This window comes from Arthrobacter sp. PGP41 (genome assembly GCF_002953935.1).
In the GTDB taxonomy this organism is placed as follows: Bacteria; Actinomycetota; Actinomycetes; order Actinomycetales; family Micrococcaceae; genus Arthrobacter.
Window position 1 is genome coordinate 451,397 of sequence record NZ_CP026514.1, and the last position, 23,993, is coordinate 475,389.

Sequence of the window (23,993 nt, forward strand, 5' to 3'; positions counted from 1 at the left end):
ATTGTTTTATAAGCAACCTTATGATTTCCTTCTTCTGAGTCTTGCCGCAGGCTTTCGGACCCCCGACCCGAGGGAACCAACGACAATGCCCGAATACCTTCCCGCACTTGCCGCGGATACTACGGCCGCCCACCAACATCAGCCCGAATTCATGGGAAATAGCCCGTCCCGGGCCAAAATGGGACGGCTGCGCCAGACCTTCGAAAACGATCTTGTCCTCGGCTACCTTGACCTGGCCGAGGCCTTGGCCGCCCGCTTCGAAGCCCGCGGACGCGAACGGGCCGACCTGAACCAGGTGGCCTATCTGGGCCTGGTCAAGGCGGCCCGTGGCTTCGACCAGGCAAAGGGCGAGAGCTTCCCCGCCTATGCTGCCCCCACCATCACCGGGGAACTCAAGCGGTACCTTCGCGACCGCACGTGGGTGGTCCGGCCGCCCAGGAACATCCAGGACTTGCGCTCCCGGATGTTCCGGGCAGAGCCGGAGCTGACCCAGTCGCTGGGACGGAACCCCAGCGTGGCCGAACTTGCCGGGGTGCTCGATGAAGATCCCGCCGCAGTGCAGGAGGCAATCTCGGCCTCCAGCAGCATGCACCCGGACTCCCTGGACGCCGTCAACCCGCATTCGGACGCGCCGTCCATCGGTGAAGTGCTGGCATGCCCCGAAACACCGCTGGAGCGCCTGGAGGAGCTCGCCTGCCTGCGCGACGCGATCCAGGACCTGGACACAGCGGACCGGGAGCTCCTCTATCGCCGTTACTTCTGCGAGGAGACCCAGGTGCAGCTGGGGAAGCAGCTGGGCATGTCCCAGATGCAGGTCTCACGGCGCCTTGCCAAAGTCCTGGTGGAGCTCCAGCGAAGGCTTGAGGGCAGCTCGCACCCGCGGGAACTGGACGCAGTCCGAGGGAACACAGTCCACGGAACCGGAGGCCATGGCGCAGGCAGTGCAGCGGCGTCCCAAGCGTCCTTGCGGTCCGTCCACGGGCCGGACAATCCTGCCACGCCGGGTGGGAACCCGGCCCGCAGGGGCACAGCCAGGGGCACAGCCCGGGCAAGGAAGAAGTAGCTGCCCCGCTCCCGCCGGAGCACCGAAGCAGCCCGTCCCGGGACGGGGGGGAGAAGCGGCAGCAGGCAATCCGAGCGCTATCTTGCCTGCTCAGGGGCTTGGCGCCAGTAACGGCCGACAGGTGAGAAAACCGTCCGGCCCCGTTTAGGAGCAGCGGCAGCGGGGAACAGGGAGGACATGGGAAGCACCGAAACATCCAGGCTCAGGGCTGTCCTTTTCGACCGGGACGGGACCCTGGTGGTCGATGTCCCCTACAACGGGAACCCCGACCTTGTCCGGCCAGTGCCTGGCGCCAAAGCCGTGCTGGACGCCCTGCGGTCCGAGGGCATTGCCACCGGCGTGGTCAGCAACCAGTCAGGCATTGCCCGGGGCATGATCACTGCCGCCGATGTTGCCAGTGTCAATGCACGGGTGGATGAACTGCTGGGCCCCTTTGACGTGTGGGAGGTCTGTCCCCACGCCGAGCAGGATGGCTGCCCTTGCCGGAAGCCGGCGCCGGGCATGGTCCACAGCGCATGCCGGAAGCTCGGCATCCGCGAAGCTGAGGCAGCGCTGATCGGTGACATCGGCGCGGACGTCCGCGCCGCGGAGGCAGCCGGCGCCACGGGAGTGCTGGTCCCTACGCCCGTGACCCTTGCCGGGGAAGTGGCTGAAGCCCGCCTGGTGGCGCAGGACCTGGCGGGCGCCGTGCTCCTGCTGCAGGAGGGGCGGTAATGGGGCGCGTCCTGGTGGCCCGCCTGGACAGCATGGGTGATGTCCTGCTGGCTGGTCCTGCAGTCAGGGCCGTGGCCAACGGCAGGATCCCGGACGGCAGCAGGCCCAACCACGTCGTCTTGCTGTGCGGCAGGCAGGGGGAAGCGGCGGCCGGCGTGCTGCCGGGAGCCGCGGAGGTCTACAGCTGGGACAGCCCGTGGATCATGAATCCGGCACCAAAGATGACCGGACCGCACGCCGACAGGCTGATCGACTATGTCCGGAACTCCAGGATTACCGAAGCCGTCATCCTCACCTCCTTCCATCAGTCGCCCCTGCCGCTGGCGCTTTTGCTGCGGCTGGCGGGCGTTGAGCGCATCACCGGGGCTTCCACCGACTACGCGGGATCCCTCCTGGACGTCCGGCTCAAACCGGGGGAGGACTTCCCCGAGGACCAGCCCGAGGCGGAACGCGCCCTGGGCATCGCCGAGGCCGCCGGGTTCAGGCTCCCGGCCAGCGACGACGGCAAGCTCCGCCTTGCGTCCGTGCCGGATGTCCGGGACCTGGTGGGCGGGGAGCCTTATGTGGTGGTCCACCCCGGCGCAGCGGTTCCCGCGAGGGCCTGGCCGCCGCTGCATCACGCGGCCGCCGTCGAACTCCTCCAAGGCGCAGGGCACCGCGTGGTGGTGACGGGCGGTCCCGGGGAAACGTCGCTGACCGCAACGGTGGCAGGGCCCTCGGCGCTGGACCTCGGCGGCCGGACGGACCTGCACACGCTGGCGGGCGTCATGGCGGGGGCGGAGGCGGTGGTCACCGGCAACACCGGTCCGGCGCACCTCGCGGCCGCCGTGGGCACGCCCGTTGCCTGCCTTTTTTCGCCGGTGGTGCCGGCCATCCGCTGGGCGCCGTACGGGGTTCCGTTGGAGCTCCTCGGGGACCAGAACGCAGCCTGCAGGATGACCCGCGCCCGCCTCTGCCCGGTCCCGGGCCACCCCTGCCTGGACTCCGTTTCCCCCGAGGACGTGGTGGCGGCTGTGGAGCGCCTGATGGGCGGAGTGAGCTCTTTCAGTACCCACGTCAGTACCCGTAGAAAGGCCCGTAACAGATGAAGATCCTGCTCTGGCATGTCCACGGTTCCTGGACGGACGCCTTTGTGCGCGGCCGTCATGAGTACCTCCTTCCTGTCCTGCCGGGGGGTGGGCCCTGGGGGCTTGGCCGTGCCGGCAGGGACTGGCCGGCATCTGTGCGGGAGGTGGACCTCGCGGCGCTGGACGCGGAGGAGGTTGACGCCGTCGTCCTTCAACGCCCGGATGAAATCGATGAAGTTGCCCGGCTGCTGGGCCGGCGGCCGGGCGCGGACCTGCCTGCCGTGTATGTGGAGCACAACACCCCCAAAGGCGATTTCCCCAATACCCGCCACCCCCTTGCGGACCAGCGCAGCATCCCGCTGGTCCACGTGACGCACTTCAACAGGCTGGCCTGGGACAACGGCTCTGCGGTTGCAACGGTGATCGAGCACGGAATCCCGGACCCCGGACAGCTCTACACGGGGGAACTGCCCGAACTGGGGGTGGTGGTGAATGAACCCATCCGGCGCGGACGCGTTACCGGAACGGACCTGTTGCCCGCTTTCGCGTCGGTGGCGCCGCTGCAGGTCTTTGGCATGAAGACTGCCGGACTGGCCGCCGCCACCGGGATCGCAGAGTCCCGGCTGACCCCGCGGGGCGACCTGAAGACCCGGGAACTGCACCGTGAACTGGCCAGGTGCCGGGTGTACATCCACCCGATGCGCTGGACCTCCCTGGGATTGTCCCTCCTGGAGGCCATGCACCTGGGCATGCCGGTGGTTGCCCTGGCCACTACCGAAGCGCCCCGCGCCGTGCCGCCGGAGGCCGGCGCCGTCTCCGCCGACATCGACGAACTGCTCCGCTGCGCGCAGCGGCTGGTGGCCAATCCGGAGGAAGCACGACGGCGGGGCGTCGCCGCCCGCGAGGCGGCACTGGAACGCTACGGCCTGGGCAAGTTCCACGACCGCTGGGATGAGGTCCTGGCGGACCTCGGCACCCAGTCCATCCACCGCCACAATGAACGCCTGGACGAGCGGATCCTTGTTCCGGCGCGGGAGAGGAAGGCCCCATGAGAATCTCGATGATTTCCGAGCACGCCAGTCCCTTGGCGGCGCTGGGCGGAGTGGACGCCGGCGGACAGAACGTGCACGTCGCGGCACTGTCCGAAGCCCTCGCCAGGCGGGGCCACCACGTCACCGTCTACACGCGCAGGGATGCAACGGAGCTTCCCGCCAGGGTCCGGGTGGGCCGCCGCCTTGAGGTGGTCCATGTGGATGCGGGACCCCCGCGACACGTCCCCAAGGACGAACTGCTGCCCTTCATGGGCGAGCTGGCCGACGGCGTGGCCAGGGACTGGAGCCAGCGGCCGCCGGATGTGGTGCACGGCCACTTCTGGATGTCCGGCCTGGCCGCACTGGACGCAGCAAGGCGCCCGGATGACGGGTGCCGCGTTCCCGTCATCCAGACCTTCCATGCCCTCGGCACCGTCAAGCGGCGGCACCAGGGCGCAGAGGACACCAGCCCGCAGGAACGCCGCTGGCTTGAACCAGGTGTGGGGCGGTCCGCGGACCGGATCATTGCCACCTGCTCGGACGAGGTGTTTGAGCTCAAGGCCATGGGCATCAGCACCGCCAAGATCTCCATTGCCCCCTGCGGTGTGGACCTGGGCTTTTTCTCTGCTGAGGGACCCGCGGATGCCCGGGCACGCCGGCACCGCATCCTGTCGGTGGGGCGCCTGGTGCCGCGCAAGGGCGTGGATTTGGTGATCAAGGCGCTGCCGTACCTGCGCGAGGCAGGGTTCGACGACGTCGAGCTCCTGATAGTGGGCGGCGGCGGGGATTCCGGGGCGCTCCATGCCGACCCCGAAGTGCGCCGCCTGATGGACCTTGCCTCCGAACTGGGGGTCTCGGAGCAGGTGAGGCTGCAGGGCCAGGTGCCGCGGGGGGCCATGCCGGGGATATTCCGCAGTGCCGATGCCGTGGTGTGCGCCCCGTGGTATGAGCCCTTCGGCATCGTTCCGCTGGAGGCCATGGCCTGCGGCGTCCCGGTGGTGGCCGCGGCCGTGGGCGGCCTCCGTGACACCGTGGTGGACCACGGGACCGGGCTGCACGTGCCGCCGCGGGATCCCGAGGCCATCGCGTCCGCCCTTGCCATGCTGCTGGATAACCCCACGCTGCGGGCGGAGCTCGGAAATGCGGGCAAGCTCCGGGCCCGCACCAGGTACTCATGGGACCGGGTGGCCGCCGAGACCGAAAAGGCCTATCAGCTGGCAGTGGCGGGGGCTCCCGCCGGCGTTGCCCAGATGGAAGGAGCGGCACTGTGACGGCAGAATGGTCCCTTCGTGAAACCGACCTGCGGATGTTAGCCGCCCCGCCGCCCCTGCCCGCAGCCCTGCCCGGATCCGGCTTTGCGGACCCGGTCAGCTCGGACATCGTCTTGACGCACCTGGACAACGTGATGCCGGCGCTGGATTCGCTGCGGAGCCAGTCCAGCCGCCTTGCCGCCTGGGGCGTGGAGCTGGCCCAGCGCCTGCTGCGCGGGCAGCGGCTGCTCGCAGCCGGGAACGGCGGTTCAGCGGCTGAGGCACAGCACCTGACTGCCGAGCTGGTGGGCAGGTTCGACGGCGAACGCGTCCCGTTTTCCGCGATCTCGCTGCATGCCGAATCCTCGGCAGTAACGGCGATCGCCAACGACTACGGCTTCGATGACGTCTTCGCGCGGCAGGTGCGTGCGCACGGCCGGTCCGGCGACGTGCTCATGCTGCTGTCCACCAGCGGCAAGAGCGCCAACCTGCTGCGCGCGGCGGAGGTTGCCGCCCGGCTGAACATCGCCACCTGGGCGCTGACCGGCGTCGGCCCCAATCCCTTGGCGGATGCCTGCGATGAAGCCGTGATGGTTGACGCCCTCAACGCCAACGCCCAGGAAGGGCACCTCATCGCCCTGCACGCGATGTGCCGCGCCTTCGACCTGGAAGTGGGCCGGCGCAGCGGTGCCGATGCGGGCCTGTCACTGCGGGGAGGCCGGCCATGAGGATCGTCGTGGTGGGCGACGTCATGCTGGACGTGGACCTGTCCGGCGACGCCACCCGCCTCAGCCCTGATGCGCCTGTTCCCGTGGTGGACGTTTCCGGCATGAAGCGGCGTGCCGGCGGCGCCGGCCTGGTGGCGCGGATGCTCGCCCAGGACGGCTGGCCCGTGACGCTGGTAACGGTCCTGGGCGATGACGACGCCGGCCGGCAGCTGGAATCCCACCTCACCGGAATGCGGCTGGTTTCCGGTCCCAGCGGATGCTCCTCGCCGGTCAAGACCCGGGTCCGGGCGGGATCGCATCCCGTGGTCCGTTTCGACCAGGGCTGCGGGAAGGCCCCCGTCCCGGACGCCAGCCCGGCCATGCTCCGCGCCGTCGAGAAGGCCGGCGTGATTATCGTGGCCGACTACGGCAGGGGCCTGGCGGCGAACCCCCAGCTACGGGAACTCCTCGCCCGGCTGGCCGGCACCATCCCCATTATCTGGGACCCGCATCCCGCCGGCCCGGATCCCGTGCCGGGCGTCGCCGTGGTGACCCCCAACCTCGCCGAGGCCGGCAAAGCGGCCCAGGCGTTGGCCGGGGAACGCCGGCAGGCCCCGGTGCCCGGCGGCCCCCGCCGGGACCTCCACGGGTCGGAAGCGCATTCGCCAGAGCACCAGCCGGAGGACCCGGCTGTCCAGGCCGGCAGGATCCTGCTGGAGCACTGGCAAAGCCGCGCCGTCCTGGTGACCAAGGGCGAACACGGCGCGGTGCTGCTGCGGGAGGGCGGGAGTTCTCCTGAGGCAGTTCCGGCGCCCCGGGTGGAAGGGGGCGATCCCTGCGGTGCGGGCGACCGGCTCGCGGCCAGCCTGGCCGTGCACCTCCTGGCGGGCAGGGACCTCGGGGAGGCCGCCAGGCTCGCAGTCCATGATGCCGCCGACTTCCTGGCGAGCGGGGGAGTGTCCGCCCTGCCGGACCCCGATTCCGGCCGCGACGCGGGAGCCGCCTCCGACGCCGAAGCCGCTTTCGACGCCTCGACTGCGGCTCCGTTGAGGCCCCCGATCCCCGTGGGCGGCAAGCGGCGTATCAGCGAACCGCTCCTGCTGGCCCGGGTGGTGCGGGACAACGGGGGCAAGGTAGTGGCTACCGGCGGCTGCTTCGACCTCCTGCATGCAGGCCATGTCAGGTCCCTTGCGGCGGCGCGCGAGCTGGGGGACTGCCTGATCGTCTGCCTCAACTCTGATGATTCTGTACGCCGGCTCAAGGGCCCGGAGCGGCCCATCATCGGCCAGCAGGACAGGGCAGAGCTGCTGCTGGCCATGGAATGCGTGGACGCCGTGCTGATCTTCGATGAAGACACCCCGGAAGCGGCCCTGGAACGCCTTCGCCCCGACGTCTGGGTCAAGGGCGGCGACTACGAGGGCGCCCGCCTCCCGGAGGCCGGCCTCGTGGAGAAATGGGGCGGGCGTTGCCTTACCGTCCCCTACCACCCGGCCCGTTCCACCACCGGACTGGCCGACGCCCTCGCCAAGGTGAGCTGACCAGCTGGCCGCCCACCCGCCCCCAAAGTTTTGTATTTCCCAGTGAAAGGAACACCATGACTGCAGAAATGAACGTGCCCGCCCCGAACACCCCCGGCCGCGTGCTCGTAACGGGAGGTGCCTCCGGACTGGGGGCCGCCGTCGTCGACGCCGTCCTCAAGGCGGGCGGCACGCCCGTGGTGCTGGACCGGGACATCAGCAGCGTCTCCGGCGTGAAGGCCTTCGAAGTGGACGTCTCGGACCGCGCCGCCGTGGAGGCCGCCGTGAAGGACGCCGCCGAATCACTGGGCGGTCTGGAAGCCGTCGTCACCGCAGCGGGCATCGACCGCTGCGGCAAGCTCGCCGACGTCGACGCCACTGAGTGGGAAAAAGTGATCGGCGTAAACCTGATGGGCACGGTGTCCGTCGTCCGGGCTGCCCTGCCCTACCTCAAGGCCACGCACGGCCGGGTGGTGACCGTTGCCTCCACCCTGGGCAAGCGCGCGGTGGCCGACGCAACGGCCTACTGCGCCTCGAAGTTCGGCGTGGTGGGCTTCAGCCACGCGCTCGCCGCCGAGACCGGTGGAGAGATTGGCGTGACCACCATGATCCCCGGCGGCATGAAGACGCGCTTCTTCGATGACCGCACCGAGCAGTACAAGCCCCAGGACGATTCCCGCCTCAACGACCCGGCCAACACGGCGCAGGCCATTCTGTTCGCGCTGAACCAGCCCGCCGGCTGCGAGGTCCGCGAAATGCTGATCTGCCACGAGGAAGAAGGCTCCTGGCCCTAAAGGCACCAGACCACCAGACCGGAAACAACGGGAGGAACACCATGCCTACCACTGCCATCGAAACAACAACGGACCAACAACAGGCCGGGCTCGCCGGAATCACCATCCACAACCCGCGCACCGGTGAGGTCCTCTGGACCGTGCCCGAGGCCAAACCGGACGCCGTTGCCCGGACGGTGGAGGCAGCCCGCGGCGCTTCGCCGGACTGGGCGTCCACTGCCCCGGCCCTGCGGGGGGCCGCGCTCAAGGCAGCCGCCCGGGCGCTCGACGCTGCCGCCCGGGAACTGGCTGGATTGAATGCCAGCGAAACGGGCCGGCCGGTGGATGAGTCGCTGGCGGGGATTGCTGCCGGAGTTTCCACCCTGGAGCAGTATGCAGAACTCGGCCCGGTCCACCGCGGCCTCAGCCTCCGTGGCAACGCGCTGGCCTCGGATTACACGGTGGCGGAGCCGCGGGGAGTGGCAGCGCTCCTTACACCGTGGAATGATCCCGTGGCGGTGGCGTGCGGACTGATCGGCGCCGCGCTGGTCACCGGCAACACGGTGATCCACAAACCCAGCGAACGCTGCCCGCGGCTCGGCGAAGCCCTCGGGGAGGTCCTGGCACCGGCATTCCCGCCGGGTGTCTTCCAGACAATTTCCGGTGGAGCCGGCGTTGGCGCGCTACTGGCACAGGCTGAAGTGGACGTCATCGCGCACGTGGGCTCCAGCGCTGCCGGTGCCCGCATTGCCACGGCCGGCGCGCTGACCGGCGCGCATGTCATCCGGGAAAGCGGGGGGAACGATCCCCTGCTGGTTGACCGCGACGTCGATCCCGTCTGGGCGGCAGAGCAGGCGGCAATCGGCGCCTTCAGCAACAGCGGCCAGATCTGCGTGGCGGTTGAACGGATCTACGTCCACGAGGCCATCGCCAGGCAGTTCTGCGCCGCCCTGGAAGCGGAAGCAGCACTCCGCAACGGCAACGGCACGGTGGCCCCGCTGGTGGACGGGCGGATGCGGGACACGGTCCACGCCCACGTGGCCGACGCGCTGCAGCAGGGAGCCCATGCCGTGGAGGGCGGCGTCCTTCCCGACGGTCCGGGCTCTTTCTACCCAGCCACGGTGCTGACCGGATGCACCGACGCGATGGAGGTCATGAGGGAAGAAACGTTCGGGCCGGTTGCCCCGGTGCAGGTAGTGGAAACGTTCGACGACGGTCTCCGGCTCGCGTGCAGCGGCAGGTATGGACTCGCCGCCACGGTCCTGTCCGGCAATATCGCCCACATCCAGCAGGCGGTGGCCGCACTTCCCGTGGGCACGGTGAAGATCAACGAGGTGTTCGGCGGTGCCCCCGGCGGCGCGGCCCAGCCCCGGGGCATCAGCGGCGCCGGTTTCGGCTACGGCCCGGAACTGCTGGATGAGTTCAGCCGGGTGAAAGTGGTGCACATCGCGGCGCCGCCGGCCGCGGACCCCCGTCAGGACCGGTCGTGAACACGTTGCGGGAAGCCGGGGACCTTTCGCAGCAGCGGGCACTCGCCGAGTGGCTGCCCGGGCGGCTGGCGGCGGAAAATCCGGCCATCCTGGTGATCGGTGACGTGATGCTGGACGGCTGGTGGAGCGGCAGCATCGAGCGGCTCTGCCGTGAGGCACCCGCACCGGTGGTGGACCTCCAGTCCCGCCAGTCAGTGCCAGGCGGGGCCGCCAACACTGCAATGAACCTGGCCGCGCTGGGAGCACGGGTGTCCGTTGCCGGCATCATTGGAACGGACGACGCCGGCGTGGACCTCCGGAACCAGCTGGTGGCGGCGGGGATCGACGTCACCTACCTGCTGGACCACCCGGACATGGTCACCACCACCAAGATCCGCATCAGCAGCGGCGGACAGGTGATGCTGCGGATCGACGACGCGGCCAAATCCGTGCCCGCCGAGGCGCTGGCGGAGCTGGCCGCTTCGGTGCGGGCCGCCGTCGAACACCAGGACTCGGTGTTGGTCTGCGATTACGGCACCGGCGTCCTGGCCAGCCCTGTCCGCCGTGGACTGGACGAGGCGCTGGCGGGCAGGGGGCGCGGCGATGCCGAAGGGCGCCCCCTGCTGGTGGTTGATTCGCACGATCCGCGCCCCTGGGCGCCGCTACGTCCGGACCTGGTGACGCCCAACGCGATGGAAACGGCGCGCATGCTGCAGGCGCGGCTGCCCGAGGGGCAGGACAGGGTGGCCGAGGTGGGCAGGCAGGCGGATGCGCTGCTGCAGGCCACGGGCGCAAGGGCCGTGGTGGTCACGCTGGACCGCGACGGCACCGTCCTCTTAAGGCCCGACGGCGTCACGCACCGGACGTGGGCCCGTCCGGCGGCTGAGAAGCAGGCCTCGGGAGCCGGCGACACTTTTGTGGCGGCCCTGACCCTGGCCCGTTCAGCAGGCCTGCCGTTGACGGCGAGCCTGGACCTGGCCCAGTCGGCTGCGGACGTGGTGGTGCACCAGCCCGGCACGTCGGTCTGCAGCACGGCACAGCTCAGCCGCTACCTGAAGGCGTTCGCGGACACCGCCCTGGGTGCCGATGAACTGGAACGGCAGCTGGAACTGCACCGGGCCGAGGGCCAGCGGATCGTGCTGACCAACGGCTGCTTCGACGTACTGCACAGCGGCCACACCCGGTACCTCAACCAGGCCAAGCAGCTGGGCGACATCCTGGTGGTGGCGCTCAACAGTGACGGCTCCGTGCGGCGGCTCAAGGGCACGGGACGGCCCATCAACGCGGTGGCGGACCGGGCCGCCGTGGTGGCGGCCTTGAGCTGCGTGGACTACGTGACCGTCTTCGATACCCCTACCGCGGCCCCGCTGATCCGGCAGCTGCGGCCCGAGGTGTACGCCAAGGGAGGGGACTACACCCCGGAGATGCTGGCCGAAACCCCGGCCGTGGAGGAGTACGGCGGCCGCGTGGCCATCCTGGATTACGTGGCAGAGCGCTCTACCACTGCCGTGGTGAACCGGATCCGCGAAGGTGAAGGGGCGGTGCAGACCAACTAGGGTGGGATATTCGAACTGGTTGGGCAGACTGAAGCGGGGCACGGGCAATGGCGAAACGCGGAAAGCCGGGGGGCCGCGGCAGCCGTCCTGCGGCGGGCGTGGTGGAAATGCCGAAGGGGACCCGTCCGAACGGTCCGGTGGAGGGTGTGTACTACATCGACACCGGGGACTGCGAGCTGATCGCAGACCAGGACAACTCCACCGGCTGGCTCCTGAAGATCAATGGCGTCATGAGTTCGCACATCGACCTGGCGGACCCGCTCTTCCTGGACTTTGAGTACATGCGCTGGATGGCTGCGCTCATCGAGTCCCGTTGGCCGCCGTCGGTCGCTTCCTCCGGTGGCGTGCAGAATCGTGAAGCCCCAAAGCTGCGCGGCCTGCACCTGGGCGGCGGTGCCTGCTCGCTGGCCCGCTACTTCCATGCCGTCTACCCGGACGCCCGGCAGGTGGTGGTGGAACTGGACGGCAAGCTGGCGGAGTACGTGCGCGGCTGGTTCGACCTGCCCAAGGCGCCGCTGCTGCGCCTTCGCGTGGGGGAGGCCCGGGAAGTGACCGAAACCTTGACGGCGGATACCCGCGACTTCATCATCCGGGACGTTTTTGCCGGGGCCGTGACCCCGCGCGCCCTGACCACTGCGGAATTCACACAGCACATTAAGCGCGTCCTGGCTCCCGGCGGGCTGTATGTGGTGAACTCCGGTGACGCGCCGGACCTGAAAAACGCCCGGGAGGATGCCGCCACCATCGCGGCCTCCTTCGAGCACACCGTCATCATCGCCGACCCGGCCATGCTCAAGGGCCGGCGCTACGGCAACATGGTGATGGCCGGCAGCGATACACCGTTCGGCGACGATCCGAAGCTGGCCCGGCGGCTTCTGGGCGGTGCTGTCCCGGCGCACCTGTGGGACGATGCGCAGGTCCGAGCCTTCGCGGCCGGAGCCCCGGCCCGCCACGACCCGCTTGCACCGTCCATTGCTCCGTAGCTGCCGTTTTCACGCCTGAAAACGGCAGCTACGGAGCAACGGAGGAGGGTTTGCCCCGGCCTAGCAGTTTCTCCCGGTGCGCGGCCACCTGTTCCCGGAGCGCCTGGACTACTGCCGCCACCGCAGGCCTGCGCAGCGAGTCCGGCCGAAGCACCATCCAGTAGGGCAGCAGTTCGGCGATTTCGGTGGGCAGGAGGCGGACCAGATCGTCGTGGAGGTCGCCCATGAAGCAGGGCAGGAAGCCGATGCCCGCTCCGGCCCGGGTCGCCTCCACGTGGACAAAGACGTTGGTGGACGTCACGCCGTCCCGCATCCCGGGCACCAGCCGGCGCGGCGCGTCCAGGTCGTCCACCTGCAGCATCGAATCCACGAAATAGACCAGCGGGTGCTCGTTGAGCTCGGCCACGCTGGCCGGGGTTCCGTGCTCGGCCAGGTACGCCCGCGAAGCGTACATCCCCAGCATGTAGTCGCCCAGCCGCACCGCTTCGGCCCTGTGCACCTGCGGTTCGCCCACCACCACTTCAATGTCCAGCCCCGAGCGCTGCTGCAGAGCCCGCCTGGTCATGGTGACCACCTCCACGCACAGCCCCGGGTGGTTCCGCCGCAGCCGTGCCACGGCAGGAGCCGCGATGTAGGCGCTGAACCCGTCCGTCGCGGTCATGCGTACCACGCCGGTAATCGGGTCAGGTTCCTTGCCGGCAGGTCCCAGCGAGCCCACCGCCGCCTCCACCTGTTCGGCTACCCGTACCGCCTGGGTGCCCAGGTCGGTCAGTTCCCATCCCCCCGCCGCCCGTGCCAGCACCCTTCCGCCCAGCGCCTTCTCCAACGCGGCTATCCGGCGGGACACCGTGGTGTGGTTCAATCCCAAGGATTGTGCCGCCGTCGTGAATTTTGCTGACCGTGAGACGGCCAGCAGGACCAGCAGGTCGTCCGGGTTGATTTCCATATCTGCAATTCTGCACACAAAGGGTGCCCGTTTGGCCATTGAATCGCAGACTTTCTGCGGCAATACTCATCTGAGCCCATCGAGTGCTGTGGATCACGGCGCGTGTCGACGCGGACACTAAGGAGAAACCATATGAGCGTAGGACAACGCTCTGCATCAACGGCCGAGTCCGCCCCAAAGGGCGCCGGCCTCAAGAAGATCGTCGCAGCCTCCATGGTGGGCACCGTCGTGGAATGGTACGAGTTCTTCCTCTACGCAACCGCAGCAACCCTTGTCTTTGGCAAGTACTTCTTCCCTGCAACCGGCAACGAGCTGGACGGCATCATCCAGGCCTTCATCACGTACGCCGTGGGCTTCGTCGCACGGCCGCTCGGCGGCATCGTCTTTGGCCAGATCGGCGACAAGCTGGGCCGCAAGCCCACCCTGCAGCTCACCATCGTGATCATCGGTGTGTCCACCTTCCTGATGGGCTGCCTCCCGGGCTTCGCCGAGATCGGGTACCTCGCACCGGCGCTGCTGGTGTTCCTCCGCTTCATCCAGGGCTTCGCGCTGGGCGGCGAATGGGGTGGCGCCGTGCTTCTCGTCGCAGAGCACAGCCCCAACAAGTCCCGGGGTTTCTGGTCCAGCTGGCCCCAGTCTGCCGTTCCGGTGGGCAACCTGCTGGCAACCCTGGTGCTGTACATCATGTCCTCCACCCTCAGCCAGGAGGCATTCCTGGGCTGGGGCTGGCGGGTGGCCTTCTGGCTCTCAGCCGTGATCGTCTTCGTCGGCTACTACATCCGCACCCACGTCACCGAGGCGCCCATCTTCCTGAAGGCCAAGGAACTGGTGGAGCAGGAGCAGGCCGTCAGCTACGGCGTCTTTGAGGTGGTCCGCAAGTACCCGAAGGGCATCCTGCAGGCCATGGGGCTGCGCTTCGCGGAGAACATCATGTACTACCTGGTGGTCAGCTTCGCGATCGTCTACCTCAAGAGCGTCCACAAGTACGACACTTCCTCGCTCCTGTTCGCCCTGCTGATTGCCCACGTCATCCACTTCCTGGTGATCCCTCAGGTGGGGCGGCTTGTGGACAGCTGGGGCAGGAAGCCGGTCTACCTCACCGGCGCCATCGCAGGTGCCACCTGGCCCTTCTTCGCCTTCCCCATGTTCGACACGAAGAATGCGGTCATCATTGTCCTCGCCGTGACCATCGGCCTGTGCCTGCACGCGTTCATGTATGCCGGGCAGCCGGCCATCATGGCCGAGCTCTTTCCCACCCGGATGCGCTATGCAGGGGTGTCGCTGGGCTCACAGGTCACCTCGATCGTCGCCGGCTCGCTGGCGCCGCTCCTGGCAACCCAGTGGCTCAAGGACACGGGCTCATGGGTTCCCACCGCCCTCTACCTGGTGGTGGCCTGCGCCGTTACCACCGCGGCCGTGTTGAGCCTCAAGGAAACCAAGGGCATAGCCCTTGAGGACGTGGACAGGGCCGACGCCGAACGCGAAGGCCTGGCGGTAGCAGCCACCACACGCTGAGCTGCTTGGGTTCGGCCTGCTCCAGTCATACCGGAGCAGGCCGGTTCGTTGACAATCTTTGAACTGGAAGGCTGGGTTAATGGAAGACACGCTGAACGGCCGCAAGGCACTGGTCACCGGAGGAGCAGGCGGGATCGGCGCTGCCAGTGTGCGCGCCCTCGCCGCACGGGGGGCCAAGGTAACGATCGCGGACGTTGACGAGGAAGCCGCGGCAGCGCTCGCGGACGAGGTGGGGGGCACCTCCTGGGCCGTCGACCTGCTGGACGTGGATGCCCTTTCGGCCCTCAGCCTGGACTGCGACATCCTGGTGAACAACGCAGGAATCCAGCGCATCAGCCCCATTGAAGAGTTCGAGCCGGCCGATTTCCGCCGTATTGTCACCCTCATGCTCGAGGCACCCTTCCTGCTGATCCGGGCGGCGCTGCCGCACATGTATGCCAACAATTTCGGCCGGATCATCAACCTTTCTTCGGTGCATGGAATCAGGGCGTCCCCGTTCAAGAGCGCGTACGTTTCCGCCAAGCACGGGCTGGAAGGGCTCAGCAAGGTGACGGCGCTTGAGGGCGGGGCCCACGGCGTCACCTCCAACTGCATCAACCCGGGCTACGTGCGCACCCCGCTGGTGGAGTCGCAGATCGCAGACCAGGCCAAGGTCCACGGCATCCCCGAAGCCGAGGTGCTGGCGAAGATCATGCTGACCGAGTCCGCCATCAAGCGCCTCGTGGAGCCGGAGGAAGTGGCCTCCCTGGTTGCCTGGCTGGCGTCCGACCACGCCGGCATGGTGACCGGCGCCAGCTACACCATGGACGGCGGCTGGTCGGCGCGCTAGCAGGTTGCGGGCGGCACCCAAAAAGCTGGACCGGCCCCAAGGGGCTAGTCCAGCTTTTTGAGCTGCCGGTGGTCGTAGAAGAACACGCCGTGGACGGTGTCCACACCCACGGACGTGCCCTGCAGGAACACCACCAATCCCTCGCGGCGCCCTTTGAAGGGGTCATCCGCCACGACGGCATCACCGATTTTGTAGGGGGACCGTGGGGCGAAGGACCTTGTGACGCGGTTCCATGCCTGCACCAGTACTTTGCTCAGGCTCACAGGCCGGCCCAGGCTGGACGGGTCCTGGATGACGGCTTTGACCATGCGTACCACTCCTCGAAAGCGGCACAGGCCGCTAACCCGCGGTGCAGGTTGCCGGAACGCTCCCAGCAGAGGGCGGCCCTCCCATTCCGGCTGAGCACCTTACGCCAAGGCTAGGCGCTATTCACATCAGTCACACCAGTAACAAGTACTCATTTCGTGACGGCACAGACACTTGCTTGCGGATCCCTTTTTCAGGGTTGGCCGTTGACAATGTCGTCGGCGTTCTCGAAGGCCCAGGCCACCAGCGGAACCAGCAGGGCACTCAATTCGTAGCCGCGTTCGGTGAGGCTGTAGTCCACCCGCGGCGGAATGACCGGCTGCGCCTCCCGGCGGACCAGGCCGTCCCGCTCCAGCGTCTTGAGCGTCTGGGCCAGCATCTTCTCGCTGATTCCCTCGGCCCGGCGCCGCAGGTCGCTCCACCGCTGCTCACCCTCGGACAGGGCGAGCAGGATAAGGACGCCCCACTTGCTGGTGATGTGGTCCAGCACTGTCCTGCTGGGGCACCCCGCCGGGAATACGCCGTCGGCAAGGGCCACGGGAAGGGGCGCCGCCTGCGCAGCGGCCTGGGCGGTACTAACTTTCATGTCAGTACCTTACCTCAAAGTGCGTACTCTCTTTCGGGAAGTATTCCCGTATGGGTGCGGTTGTGAACCATGACAGACACCCCATCGGAAGGAATTTTCATGAGCATCGTCATCACCGGAGCAACGGGCCAGCTGGGCCGCCACGCCGTCGAAGCCCTGCTGGAGCGCAACGTTCACGCGGAGGACATCGTGGCTGCGGGCCGCTCCGTGGAAAAGCTGGCCGGCTTCGCCGGGAGGGGCGTTCGGGTCAAAGCCATGGACTACGCAGATGCCCAGTCAGTGGCGGCCGCACTGAAAGGCGCCCGGAAGGTACTCCTCATCTCCGGCAGTGAGGTCGGCCAGCGGGTGGAGCAGCACCGCACAGTCATCGAGGCGGCAAAGGCTGAGGGCGTTGAGCTGCTGGCCTACACCAGCATCGCCAATGCCGACACCACCGCCATGCTGCTGGCGGCTGAGCACCGGGCCACTGAAGCCATCCTGCGGGAGTCCGGTGTTCCTTTCGTCCTCCTGCGTAACGGCTGGTACCTGGAGAACTACACGGACCAGCTGCCCGGCACGCTGGCGCAGGGTGGCCTGGCCGGCAGCGCCGGAGACGGCAGGGTCAGCGCAGCGTCCCGTGCTGACTACGCCCATGCCGCTGCTGCTGTGCTCGTCGCTGAAGAGCAGGCAGGCAAGGTCTATGAACTGGGCGGTGACAACGCCTTCAGCATGGCGGACCTTGCAGCCGAAATCACCGCTGCCACCGGCAAGGCCATCACCTACCAGGACCTTCCTGCGCCGGAATACGCCGGAATGCTGGCCGGGTTCGGAGTGCCGGACGCATTCGCGGAAATACTGGCGGATTCCGATCTCGGCATTGCCCGCGGCGACCTCCTTGTCAGCACCGGGGACCTGCGCAGGCTGATCGGCCGCCCGGCAACGTCGCTGTCCGAGGCCGTGCGCGCGGCCGCTGCTGCCGTGGCTGCCTGACCGCATCCCCCAGCGCAACGCCGACGCTCTCTCACTTTCCCCAAGCGAGTGAGCGAGCGTTGGTTCATAACCGACATTAAGTGAGAGAGCGTCGGTGGTTGTTCGGAGCTGAACGCCGGTTCCTTGTAGGGCGCGGCAACCACCGGCAGCGGAGAGGCTTCATCCAGGGGCTCCCGCCCGCCGGTCTCTTCGGCAGGGCTCGATGGCCTTGTCTGTCATCCCGGACAGGAGAAGTATCGGGGTGTCACTGCCATTGACCAGGAGGGCGCAAGCTTAAGTACGGGATCCCGGATAACGCCGGGATGTTCCGGCAAGTAATGAGGAGGATCCGTTGTTGGCTACGGAAGCAGGGCGGGAGGCCGGCGGCGACGTGAAAGCAGCGCCAAAGGCGGCCTCAAAGGTGACGTCCAAGGTCCCCGCCGCAGAGAACACGCTGCGCATCCTCAAACTGCTGGCTTCACGGCGGGGGCCGATGGCGGCGTCGCAAATCGCTTCATCACTGGGCCTGCCGCGCTCCAGTGTTTACCACCTGCTGGGAGTGATGGAGGCGAACGGGTTTGTGCTCCACCTGCATGAGGAGCAACGCTACGGGCTGGGCATCAGCGCCTTTGAGCTCAGCTCCGCTTACTCGAGGCAGGAGCCCTTGTCGAGGCTGGGCCGTCCGCTGCTTGCCTCCCTGGTGGATGCGGTCGGCGAGAGTTCCCACCTGGCCGTGCTCCACGGCCGGGATGTGCTCTATATCGTGGAGGAGAGGGCCAAGAACCGCCCCTCCCTGGTGACCGACGTCGGCGTCCGGCTTCCCAGCCACCTCACCGCCAGCGGGCGTGCCATCCTTGCGGCGCTGCCCAAGTCCCAGGTGCGTGCGCTCTACCCCAATGCCGCGGCTTTTACTGCCAGGCATGAGGTGGAAGACGCCATCATGAAGTACTCGGCACTGTCTTCCCACCTGGACCAGGTCAGGCAGCGCGGCTACGCCACCGAACACGGCGAGGTCACGCCCGGCTTCGGCTCCATCGCAGCCGCGGTCACGGACCACCTGGGATGGCCGACGGCGGCAGTCGCCGTGACGTTCCTCGAGGACAAAGTGCCGGCGGAGCAGTGGCCGGTGCTGGCCGGGCGCGTCCAGAAGGTCGCCGACGAACTCTCGGTCCGGATCCACGGCCGCCCCGCAAAGTAGCCACACGCCAGCCACCCAGCCCAACCCAACTAAGTAGCGCTAAGTGTCGTTTTGAGCTGCCAAAACGACACTTAGCGCTACTTAGTTGAGCGGTGGGGGCACGGGTCTGGAATGCCGGACATGGCCCTTCCGAAACCCCTATAAAGCCGTTCCGCAACGGGCTTTAGTTGATACAGAACTTCTTCCACACCACAGACACGAGACGAAAGGAGCCACCATGGCACCCGCCGATTTCACCACCGGTGCCCGCCCGGTCAAAGCAGCCCGCGGCACCGGGCTCACCGCCAAGTCCTGGCAAACCGAAGCGCCGCTGCGCATGCTCATGAACAATCTGGATCCCGAAGTGGCCGAACGCCCCGATGACCTGGTGGTCTACGGCGGCACCGGCCGCGCCGTCCGCTCCTGGGCTGCCTTCGATGCCATCACCCGCACCCTGGAAACCATGGAAAAGGACGAGACCCTCCTGGTCCAGTCAGGCAAGCCCGTGGGCGTGTTCCGCACCAACGAGTGGGCCCCGCGCGTGCTGCTGGCCAACTCCAACCTGGTGGGTGACTGGGCCACCTGGCCCGAATTTCGCCGGCTCGAGGCCGAGGGTCTGATGATGTACGGGCAGATGACGGCGGGATCGTGGATCTACATCGGCACCCAGGGCATCCTGCAGGGCACGTTCGAGACCTTCGCGGCCGTTGCCCGGAAACTCACCGGGGATGAGAACGGCACCCTTGCCGGGACCCTGACCCTGACCGGCGGCTGCGGCGGCATGGGCGGCGCACAGCCGCTGGCCGTCACTCTCAATGAGGGCGCGTGCCTGATCGTCGACGTCGATGAGACCCGCCTGCGCCGCCGCGCCGGCAAGCGCTACCTCGACGAGGTGGAAACCGACCTCGACGCCGCCATCGCCAAGGTGCTCAAGGCCAAGGAGGAGCGCCGCGGCTGGTCCGTGGGCTACGTGGGCAACGCCGCCGAAGTGTTCCCGGAGATCCTGCGCCGGCACAACGCCGGCGAGCTCACCGTGGACATCGTCACCGACCAGACTTCCGCCCACGATCCGTTGTCCTACCTTCCCGAGGGCATCTCCGTGCAGGAATGGCACCGCGAGGCCGAGGCCGATCCGGAGGGCTTCACCAAGAAGGCCCAGGCCTCAATGGCCCGGCACGTCCAGGCGATGGTGGAATTCCAGGACGCCGGCGCCGAGGTCTTCGACTACGGCAACTCCATCCGCGACGAAGCCCGCAAGGGCGGCTACACCCGCGCCTTCGAGTTCCCCGGGTTCGTTCCGGCCTACATCCGCCCGCTGTTCTGCGAGGGACTCGGCCCGTTCCGCTGGGTTGCCCTGTCCGGTGACCCCGAGGACATCCGCGTCACGGACGAGGCCATCAAGGAACTGTTCCCGGAGAACAAGCACCTGCACCGCTGGATCGACGCCGCCGCGGAGCGCGTCGAGTTCGAAGGCCTGCCGGCACGGATCTGCTGGCTCGGCTACGGCGACCGCGCCAAGGCCGGGCTGCTGTTCAACCAGCTGGTCAAGGAAGGCAAGGTCAAGGCACCCATCGTGATCGGCCGCGACCACCTGGACTCCGGCTCCGTCGCCTCCCCCTACCGGGAGACCGAGTCCATGGCGGACGGCTCCGACGCGATCGCCGACTGGCCGCTGCTCAACGCCCTGCTCAACACCGCCTCCGGCGCCACCTGGGTGTCGATCCACCACGGCGGAGGTGTAGGCATCGGCCGCTCCATCCACGCCGGCCAGGTCTCCGTCGCGGACGGCACCGACCTCGCCGCCCAGAAGCTCGAACGCCTCCTCACGAACGACCCCGGCATGGGCGTCATCCGGCACGCCGACGCCGGCTACGAGCGCGCCCTCGACATCGCCAGGGAACGCGGCGTAAGAGTTCCCATGAAAGAAAGCAAGTAATCATGACCGCCATTACCCACGAACCGCTGACCGTTACCCTCGGATCCAGCGGGGTCACGCCTGAGGACGTGCTCGCCGTCGCGCGCCACAACGCGAAGGTGACCATTTCCCCGCAAGCCCTGGAAACGGTGGCAAAAGTCCGCGCCCACATCGACGAGCTCGCAGCCAGCGACATCCCGGCGTACGGCATCTCCACCGGCTTCGGCGCCCTGGCCAACCGGCACATCCCCAATGAGTTGCGCACCCAGCTGCAAAAGAGCCTGATCCGCAGCCACGCCGCCGGCATGGGCCCGGTGGTGGAACGCGAAGTGGTGCGCGGCATCATGTTCCTGCGCGCCAAGACCCTGGCGTCCGGCCGCACCGGCGTCCGGCCAGTGGTCCTGCAGACCATGGTGGATGTGCTCAACGCCGGCATCACGCCGCTGGTCCGCGAGTTCGGTTCGCTCGGCTGTTCGGGCGACCTCGCACCGCTGTCCCACTGCGCCCTGGTGCTCATGGGCGAGGGCGAGGCGGAAGGGCCCGACGGCGTGACGTACGGCGGGCGCGGCGAACAGCCTGTCGCCGTACTGCTTGCCGAACACGGCATCGAACCGGTCACCCTCGCCGAAAAGGAAGGCCTGGCCCTGGTCAACGGCACCGAAGGCATGCTGGGCATGCTCCTCATGGCCATCGCGGACCTTCGCCAATTGCTGACGACGGCGGACATCACCGCGGCGATGAGCGTTGAGGCATTGCTGGGCACGGACCAGGTTTTCCTGCCGGAGCTGCATGCCGCGCTTCGTCCGCACCCGGGGCAGGCTGCAAGTGCCGACAACATGCTGCGTGTCCTGTCCGGCTCGCCCATCGTCGCTTCCCACAAGGTTGGCGACTCCCGGGTCCAGGACGCCTATTCGCTCCGCTGCGCCCCGCAGGTTGCCGGTGCCGTGAGGGACACGGTGGACCACGCAGCGCTGGTGGCATCCCGCGAACTGGCGGCCGCCATCGACAACCCGGTGGTGCTGCCAGACGGAACGGTCAGCTCCAACGGCAACTTCCACGGTGCGCCGGTGGCCTACGTCCTGGACTTCCTGGCCATCGCCGTCGCGGACCTGAGCTCCATAGCGGAACGCCGGACGGACAGGATGCTGGATCCGGCCCGCTCCCACGGCCTGCCGGCCTTCCTCGCGGCCGACCCCGGCGTGGATTCAGGGCTGATGATTGCCCAGTACACCCAGGCCGGGCTGGTCTCGGACAACAAGCGGCTTGCTGTCCCCGCCTCCGTGGACTCCATCCCCAGTTCCGCCATGCAGGAAGACCATGTCTCGTTGGGCTGGCATGCCGCACGCAAGCTGCGGAAGGCGGTGGAGAACCTGCGCCGGGTCCTGGCGATCGAGCTGGTGACGTCGGCACGCGCCCTGGACATCCGCACCGGGCTCTCCGGTGGGGTCTTGACGCCGGGGCCCGCGGGCGCCGCCGTCGTCTCCGCTTTGCGCGGCGTGGTGGAAGGGCCGGGGACGGACCGCTTCCTGTCACCCGAGCTGGAGGCCGCGGACAAGCTCGTGGCCTCCGGGGAGGTCCGCAGGGCGGCCGAATCCGCCGTCGGAACCCTCTCGTGAATCCGAAGAATCTTCAGCGTATGCGTACGAGGCGTCCACCTAATGGAATTTCATCCGACACGTTCCTCCGAGGGGCGCCGAGTGTAGTAGAACTGAAGGTGTAGTGAAAGTCACATCAAAGAGGCTGTGGCGCCGAACGTATACAAAGGGGTAGAAGTTCAAATGAAAGCACGTGGGGCAGTCCTATCAAGGCGCAACGCCCATTCCGCCGCTGTTTCCGACTGGAGAACCCTCAAGGCCGGGGACCGCGTGGAGATCATCAAGCATGCGCATGTGGTTGCCGCCGGGGAGGTGGAGGAGGTGTCCCAGAGCGGAAACGTTCTGTGGCTGGTGCCGGCCGGTCCGTCAGAGAAGCAGCTCTTCCTGAAATCCGACGGCGTGCAGGTGCGCCGCGGGTAGCAGCCCCAGGAGGCACAACAACAGAAATCCCCGCCTACTGTTGACGCAGGGCGGGGATTTCGATTTGTCCGGGGCTTGCCCCGGCAGGATTGCTGGTCAGGCGGCGATGGCCTCGTAGGTCTCGCCGAACGGTACCGATTCGTCCAAGGCTACGGTGTAGCGGCCCGGATGCAGCCTGGTGACCAGGATGCCGCAGGAGGCCTCCTGCGCGGCCACTTCAATCAATTCTGCGACTGCTTCTTCCAGGCCAGCGTGCACTTCGCGGGCGCTGGAAAACTGCAGGTCGATGGTCCGGTTCGCCGGTGCTTCCACAAGGTCGGAAGCAGCCGGAATTCGTTCCAGGGTGGCTGTAGTCATCTACTGAACTTTCTGTGTCTTGTCCCCCAAGGGCCTTCCCATTCTACCGGACGCCGGAGATATGTCAGATGACTGTCCAATGGGAGGCTTGTCCGGCAGGGGCGCCATTCGGGGTCAAGGGCGCGGGCAGGCGTCGTCGACGAGCAGCCGGGCCATGCCGAGGGCGCGCCGGCCGGTACGCGGCGCCATCGAGGACAGCGCCCGTGGCGTAGGCGCCGTTGAGGACAATGAGCAATTCGTCGGCGAGCTGATCCGGGTCCTGCGCCTGGGCGTCGACGGCCAGGGAGAGGAACCAGTCCCGCACTTGCTGCTTGTGCCCCGTGGCCGCGAGGTGGGCCGGGTGCTGGCCTTCCGGGAACTCGGTGTTGGTGTTCAGCATCGGGCACCCGCGGTAGGAGGGTCCGGCAGTATCCCCGGCGAGTACCTCAAAGACTGCGAGGATTTTGTCCCGGGGGACGGGTATGCCAAGGACTCTGATACCCTCGGCGAGCAGATCCAGCGCGCTTTCCCCGCCGCCCGTTGGTCAAGTCGCTCAACACACTTAACACCGACCTCGTGGCCCGCCCGGACAGCCTTCCCGAGGCCAGCACGGTCTTCGTCTCCGGGAATGATGCCGAAGCCAAGCAGACGGTCACGGAACTGCTCACGGAGTTCGGCCATCAGGACGTCATCGACCTCGGCGACTTTACGACCGCGCGGGGCACGGAAATGCTCCTGCCTGTCTGGCTCCGCCTCTGGGGCGCACTCGGCACGCCGGCCTTCAACTTCAAGATCGTCCGCTGATCGCACGGACCACGCGGCAGGCCCGGTTTAACCATCAGGTTAAACCGGGCCTGCTGTAATTAAGTGGATCTAACCGGCTTTCACAGCCAGCACAGGACAGTCCGCTTCGAGGAGGATGCGCTGTGACACGCTGCCCATGATCAGCTTGCCCACCGGTGTCCGCCGGCGCAGCCCGATCACTATCAGCTCTGCATTGTTCTCCTCCGCCGCATCCAGGACCTCGGCGGCGGCGTCATGGCCGCGCACCGGCTGCTTGATCACGTGGTCGATGCCCTGGGTGGCCAGCCGGTCCTCAATGCTCTGGATCTCCGGCTCCTGGGCGTAGCGGTTGTCCACCAGGGCATCGCCCTTGGACGAGTTGATGACCAGCAGCCTCGAGTTGCTCTTCCGGGCTTCGGTGATGGCCTGGGTCAGGGCTGCTTCGCCCTCGGGGGTCGGGACGTATCCCACCACGATCGTCATGGTGTCTCCTTGTTCTGCTGGTTG

25 protein-coding genes are annotated in these 23,993 nt (G+C 67.7%); 19 read left to right on the forward strand and 6 right to left on the reverse strand.

What is annotated here, in order from left to right; all coding sequences use genetic code 11:
• Nucleotides 1-85: 85 nt before the first annotated feature.
• The 11 genes from C3B78_RS02125 (at nt 86) to C3B78_RS02175 (ending at nt 12,130) form a co-directional block, all read left to right on the forward strand.
• Nucleotides 86-1,063: a sigma-70 family RNA polymerase sigma factor gene (locus tag C3B78_RS02125; protein WP_104996604.1), complete on the forward strand. Its 978-nt coding sequence runs from the start codon at nt 86-88 to the stop codon at nt 1,061-1,063.
• Between the two features lie 177 nt (nt 1,064-1,240).
• Nucleotides 1,241-1,777, forward strand: a complete 537-nt coding sequence (locus C3B78_RS02130) for a D-glycero-alpha-D-manno-heptose-1,7-bisphosphate 7-phosphatase (RefSeq protein WP_104996605.1) — start codon at nt 1,241-1,243, stop codon at nt 1,775-1,777.
• Nucleotides 1,777-2,865, forward strand: coding sequence for a glycosyltransferase family 9 protein (locus tag C3B78_RS02135; RefSeq protein WP_104996606.1), 1,089 nt, complete (start codon nt 1,777-1,779; stop codon nt 2,863-2,865). Before C3B78_RS02130 ends, C3B78_RS02135 begins: the two co-directional genes overlap by 1 nt.
• Complete coding sequence (locus C3B78_RS02140) at nt 2,862-3,896, forward strand: glycosyltransferase (RefSeq protein ID WP_104996607.1); 1,035 nt, start codon at nt 2,862-2,864, stop codon at nt 3,894-3,896. The genes C3B78_RS02135 and C3B78_RS02140 overlap by 4 nt, the downstream gene beginning before the upstream one ends.
• On the forward strand, nt 3,893-5,146 hold the full coding sequence (locus C3B78_RS02145; RefSeq protein ID WP_104996608.1) for a glycosyltransferase: 1,254 nt from the start codon (nt 3,893-3,895) through the stop codon (nt 5,144-5,146). The genes C3B78_RS02140 and C3B78_RS02145 overlap by 4 nt, the downstream gene beginning before the upstream one ends.
• A complete protein-coding gene (locus C3B78_RS02150) occupies nt 5,143-5,853 on the forward strand; it encodes a D-sedoheptulose-7-phosphate isomerase (RefSeq protein ID WP_104996609.1) in 711 nt (236 codons plus the stop codon). The genes C3B78_RS02145 and C3B78_RS02150 overlap by 4 nt, the downstream gene beginning before the upstream one ends.
• The gene (locus C3B78_RS02155; RefSeq protein ID WP_104996610.1) at nt 5,850-7,370 is read left to right on the forward strand and encodes a PfkB family carbohydrate kinase; all 1,521 of its coding nucleotides are present in this window, start codon (nt 5,850-5,852) and stop codon (nt 7,368-7,370) included. The genes C3B78_RS02150 and C3B78_RS02155 overlap by 4 nt, the downstream gene beginning before the upstream one ends.
• Nucleotides 7,371-7,426: 56 nt before the next feature.
• A complete protein-coding gene (locus tag C3B78_RS02160; RefSeq protein ID WP_104996611.1) occupies nt 7,427-8,143 on the forward strand; it encodes an SDR family oxidoreductase in 717 nt (238 codons plus the stop codon).
• A 41-nt stretch (nt 8,144-8,184) separates the two neighbouring features.
• Entirely contained in the window at nt 8,185-9,612 is a 1,428-nt protein-coding gene (locus tag C3B78_RS02165) for an aldehyde dehydrogenase family protein (protein ID WP_104996612.1), read from the forward strand.
• Nucleotides 9,609-11,147, forward strand: coding sequence for a D-glycero-beta-D-manno-heptose 1-phosphate adenylyltransferase (gene rfaE2 / locus C3B78_RS02170; RefSeq protein ID WP_104996613.1), 1,539 nt, complete (start codon nt 9,609-9,611; stop codon nt 11,145-11,147). The genes C3B78_RS02165 and rfaE2 overlap by 4 nt, the downstream gene beginning before the upstream one ends.
• 47 nt (nt 11,148-11,194) lie before the next feature.
• On the forward strand, nt 11,195-12,130 hold the full coding sequence (locus C3B78_RS02175) for a spermidine synthase (protein WP_104996614.1): 936 nt from the start codon (nt 11,195-11,197) through the stop codon (nt 12,128-12,130).
• A 28-nt stretch (nt 12,131-12,158) separates the two neighbouring features.
• Here the strand turns inward: C3B78_RS02175 and C3B78_RS02180 are convergent, their stop codons facing one another.
• Nucleotides 12,159-13,076, reverse strand: coding sequence for a LysR family transcriptional regulator (locus C3B78_RS02180; RefSeq protein ID WP_104996615.1), 918 nt, complete (start codon nt 13,074-13,076; stop codon nt 12,159-12,161).
• 132 nt (nt 13,077-13,208) lie between these two features.
• On the opposite strand from C3B78_RS02180, the gene C3B78_RS02185 reads away from it, so the two are divergent.
• Nucleotides 13,209-14,591 carry an MFS transporter gene (locus C3B78_RS02185; RefSeq protein WP_104996616.1) on the forward strand — a complete coding sequence of 461 codons (1,383 nt, stop codon included), beginning with the start codon at nt 13,209-13,211 and terminating at the stop codon, nt 14,589-14,591.
• Nucleotides 14,592-14,670: 79 nt separating this feature from the next.
• Nucleotides 14,671-15,420: a 3-hydroxybutyrate dehydrogenase gene (locus C3B78_RS02190; protein WP_104996617.1), complete on the forward strand. Its 750-nt coding sequence runs from the start codon at nt 14,671-14,673 to the stop codon at nt 15,418-15,420.
• Between the two features lie 44 nt (nt 15,421-15,464).
• Here C3B78_RS02190 and C3B78_RS02195 read toward each other — a convergent pair whose 3' ends face one another.
• Nucleotides 15,465-15,728 carry a hypothetical protein gene (locus C3B78_RS02195; RefSeq protein WP_104996618.1) on the reverse strand — a complete coding sequence of 88 codons (264 nt, stop codon included), beginning with the start codon at nt 15,726-15,728 and terminating at the stop codon, nt 15,465-15,467.
• 191 nt (nt 15,729-15,919) lie between these two features.
• The gene (locus C3B78_RS02200) at nt 15,920-16,312 is read right to left on the reverse strand and encodes a winged helix-turn-helix transcriptional regulator (protein WP_104996619.1); all 393 of its coding nucleotides are present in this window, start codon (nt 16,310-16,312) and stop codon (nt 15,920-15,922) included.
• A gap of 99 nt (nt 16,313-16,411) precedes the next feature.
• Here C3B78_RS02200 and C3B78_RS02205 point away from each other — a divergent pair, with 99 nt between their 5' ends.
• The 5 genes from C3B78_RS02205 (at nt 16,412) to C3B78_RS02225 (ending at nt 22,367) form a co-directional block, all read left to right on the forward strand.
• Nucleotides 16,412-17,281 (forward strand): SDR family oxidoreductase, encoded by an 870-nt coding sequence (locus C3B78_RS02205; RefSeq protein ID WP_104996620.1) that lies wholly within the window; start codon nt 16,412-16,414, stop codon nt 17,279-17,281.
• 370 nt (nt 17,282-17,651) lie between these two features.
• On the forward strand, nt 17,652-18,458 hold the full coding sequence (locus C3B78_RS02210) for an IclR family transcriptional regulator (protein WP_104999589.1): 807 nt from the start codon (nt 17,652-17,654) through the stop codon (nt 18,456-18,458).
• Nucleotides 18,459-18,675: 217 nt separating this feature from the next.
• Nucleotides 18,676-20,373 (forward strand): urocanate hydratase, encoded by a 1,698-nt coding sequence (locus C3B78_RS02215; protein WP_104996621.1) that lies wholly within the window; start codon nt 18,676-18,678, stop codon nt 20,371-20,373.
• Nucleotides 20,374-20,375: 2 nt separating this feature from the next.
• Complete coding sequence (gene hutH / locus C3B78_RS02220) at nt 20,376-21,968, forward strand: histidine ammonia-lyase (RefSeq protein WP_104996622.1); 1,593 nt, start codon at nt 20,376-20,378, stop codon at nt 21,966-21,968.
• A gap of 162 nt (nt 21,969-22,130) precedes the next feature.
• Nucleotides 22,131-22,367, forward strand: coding sequence for a hypothetical protein (locus C3B78_RS02225; RefSeq protein ID WP_104996623.1), 237 nt, complete (start codon nt 22,131-22,133; stop codon nt 22,365-22,367).
• A 96-nt stretch (nt 22,368-22,463) separates the two neighbouring features.
• Here C3B78_RS02225 and C3B78_RS02230 read toward each other — a convergent pair whose 3' ends face one another.
• Nucleotides 22,464-22,724: a hypothetical protein gene (locus C3B78_RS02230; RefSeq protein WP_104996624.1), complete on the reverse strand. Its 261-nt coding sequence runs from the start codon at nt 22,722-22,724 to the stop codon at nt 22,464-22,466.
• Between the two features lie 64 nt (nt 22,725-22,788).
• Complete coding sequence (locus C3B78_RS02235; protein WP_234005495.1) at nt 22,789-23,103, reverse strand: hypothetical protein; 315 nt, start codon at nt 23,101-23,103, stop codon at nt 22,789-22,791.
• A 176-nt stretch (nt 23,104-23,279) separates the two neighbouring features.
• Here C3B78_RS02235 and C3B78_RS02240 point away from each other — a divergent pair, with 176 nt between their 5' ends.
• Entirely contained in the window at nt 23,280-23,507 is a 228-nt protein-coding gene (locus tag C3B78_RS02240; protein WP_234005496.1) for a hypothetical protein, read from the forward strand.
• Nucleotides 23,508-23,576: 69 nt separating this feature from the next.
• Here C3B78_RS02240 and C3B78_RS02245 read toward each other — a convergent pair whose 3' ends face one another.
• Entirely contained in the window at nt 23,577-23,969 is a 393-nt protein-coding gene (locus C3B78_RS02245) for a universal stress protein (protein WP_104996625.1), read from the reverse strand.
• Nucleotides 23,970-23,993 lie beyond the last annotated feature (24 nt).